The following is a 2933-nucleotide window of genomic DNA, read 5'->3' on the forward strand; positions in this document are numbered from 1 at the left end:
TGGTCCCATCCAGGGCAGCCAGCCGACAGAGGTGCCGTCGCCGAACAGATCCCGATAGGCGCCACGATCAGGGGTCGGCGCGGTCGCACCGTCAGAATCGTTGCCGTTGCCGCTGCCACAATGACCGCCCTTGCCGCTGCCGCTGCGGTCGCCAACGCTACTGGAGCAGTCCGATTCGGTTGCGGTGCCGGTGTTCTCGCCACTGCCACTGCCACTGCCGCTGCCGTTGCCGCCTGCGCCTGTGCTTGCTGCGGTGTTGCGGAGGTCGGTGAGGTCTTTCAGTCGGATGTGAAGGTTGACGTGGGGTTTGTCGCCGCCTTCGTTCGGGCGGTCGCTGGAGGCGAGGTAGTGGTCGAGGATCTGCCCGAACGCATCCGCCCTGCGCTTGGCCGGGCTGCGGGGGTCTTGGGTGCCGTCGACGGCGGGGCGGGGTTCGGTCAGGGGTGAGAGTGCGGTGAGCAGTTTTTCTCCGGTGACGGCGTCGAAATCCCCTTTGAGTGCCAGGCGTCCGTTCAACGTTTTGGAGGCGAAGAGTTCGTTGCGGTCGGTGTCCTCGGCGGGTGGCTTGTTGCTGCCGTAGAGGTCGTTCAAGCGGGTGATCGCCGCGCGTAGTGGGCTGGTGCGGGCGTCGGGTCCGGTCGCGGCTTTGATCAGCGCTGCCCGGGCCATATCGCAGCCCTCTTCGGGGAGGTCCTTGGGTGGGGTTTCAGCGAAGTCGAGGATCAGGGCGGCATGGTCGAGGGACATGACACCGGTGTTGACCGCGTCAGCGATGTCGGGAAAGGCAGCCATTCCACGGGCGAGGGCGAGAATCTTGTTGGCTTTTCCCGCCGAGAGCAGGGTGGTGGAGGTGAGCCAGCCGGCGGGGCCGGGGAAGCCGAGTTTCTCGCGGGAGACGCGGGTGTCGATTTCGGCGACGAGGGCGATCCGCCGGGCTTCCAACAATTGGATCTGGTGGGAGACCTCGGCGGCGGCAGCGAGGAGTTGGTCCTCGCTCAGTTGCCAGATCGCTGTGGTCATGCCATGAAGTGTATCGAACGTGCGTTCGACTGGCAATGATGATTAAATCGAAAACTATTGCTGTGCTTAACTATTCGTCAACCAAAACCTGTCGGTGCTTCGTGGTAGAGGGCCCGCGGCACCCGAAAATCCCTGGTTTCCGGCCAGTCTGCGGCGCGCCGAACTTGCGCCGTTCTATCTGCCGAGTCGTCTCCACTGTCCGGTGATTCAGGATGTCGTTCGTGTGCGATGGGCTGGGTTGCTTGGGCGGCTGCGGCACCAACCGTGGGAGACGTTCGGCTCCACTCGCGGCGTCTCAGCCGGCGTGTGGGCGTCACGGAGCCGGTACCGACGAAGACGTACGGCAGGCCGACCGCGCTCAACTATGCCGTGGCGCGTCAGTACACTTCTCGCTGGCTTTCCTGTTCCAACACCTGTTCGAGATCGCTCAATCGGTTCATCGACGACACCTGACGCGCCGTGCGGTGGTTGGCGGCCAACATTTCACGGTGTCGGTGCACGAAGGCCCAGTAGCCGGCGGTGAAGGGGCAGGCGTCGTCGCCCAGTCTCTTCTTCGGGTTGAATTCACACGGCTTGCAGTAGTCGGTCATACGGTTCAGGTACGCCCCGCCCGCTGCGTAGGGCTTGGTGGCGATCACGCCCCCGTCTGCATGCTGGCTCATGCCGATCACGTTCACCGGCATGACCCAGGCGAATCCGTCGACGAAGGCCGTGGCGAACCAGTCCGTCAGTGCTCGCGGGTCCCAGGCATGTTGCAGCGCGAAGTTTCCCAGAATCATCAGTCGAGGAATGTGGTGCACCCAGCCGCGGTCGCGCACACCGTCGACGGTGCTGGACAGGCATTTCGCCACGACGGAATCGCCGTCCAACTCCGTCAGCCAATCCGGCAGTGGCTCATGGGCTTCGAGCTTGTTGCGCTCGAGATACTCCGGCCCCAGATGCCAGTACAGGTGCCACACGTATTCGCGCCAGCCGAGGATCTGCCGAACGAAACCTTCCACGCTCGCCAGCGCCATACCGTCTCGGTGCGCGTCCTCGGCGGCGTGCGCAACCTCCAACGGTTCCAACAGTCCGAGGTTCAGCGGAACCGAGAGCAGTGAGTGCGACATCGTCCAGTCGTCGGCCATCACCGCGTCCTCGTATTTACCGAAATCGTCCAACCGATAGTTCACGAAGTGCGCCAACGCCTCCGACGCCTCAGAAGCGGTCACCGCGAACACGCGGGGCCCGTCAACTCCCACGGTGTCGAGGTCCCAGGTGCCGAGGTCGGTGCGTACCTGGTCGTCGATCGCATCCTCGGTCGGCCACCAGGGTTCCTCCACGCCCAGCGTCAGGCGTCCTTTCGGCGGCGGGGATTGGTTCTCGGCGTCGAGGTTCCACTTTCCCGAGACCGGTTCGGAGCCGTCCATCAGTACCCCGAACTTCTTGCGCTGCTCGCGGTAGAACGTCTCCATGCGGAAGGTGCCGCGTTCGGCTGCCCACTCCGCGAACTCTGCTCGGCCGAGGGCGAACATCGGCGTCGGCAATATTTCCGACACCAGGCCCTCCTCGTGCAACCTGGCAACGAACTTCTCCGCCGCGTGGGACGTCGGCTCGAATACAACGACGGGTTTGCCGAACTCGGCCAACCCTTCTCGGTACGTCTCGGTCTGCAGGTACGTCATCCGGTCGCCGAGCTCGTCCGCCAGATGGCGCATCCCGGACAGTACGAGGTGCAACTTCTGCCGGTGGTAGCGCCGACGCCGGAACACGCGTCGGGATTCGATCATCAGCACGTCTCGCTCGGCATGCTCGTCCACCGAGTGAAAGTGCGGTCCGAGCTGATCACCGAACAACCACAGTGCGTCCATGCTTCCAGTGTTCTCCCGGAGGATCTCGCGCAAACCCACCCTCCCTCGTGCGCCTTTTGCACC

General features: G+C 64.1%; 2 protein-coding genes. Both read right to left on the minus strand.

Annotated features, from left to right (window positions below; translation table 11 throughout):
- Positions 1 to 1020: DUF222 domain-containing protein (locus tag RHODMAR_RS11030; RefSeq protein WP_081605967.1), on the minus strand; the 1020-nt coding region annotated here is incomplete at its 3' end.
- Between the two features lie 377 nt (positions 1021 to 1397).
- The gene (locus RHODMAR_RS11035) at positions 1398 to 2870 is read right to left on the minus strand and encodes a cryptochrome/photolyase family protein (protein ID WP_042938779.1); all 1473 of its coding nucleotides are present in this window, start codon (positions 2868 to 2870) and stop codon (positions 1398 to 1400) included.
- Positions 2871 to 2933 lie beyond the last annotated feature (63 nt).

The organism is Rhodococcus sp. AW25M09 (assembly GCF_000333955.1).
GTDB lineage: Bacteria > Actinomycetota > Actinomycetes > Mycobacteriales > Mycobacteriaceae > Rhodococcoides.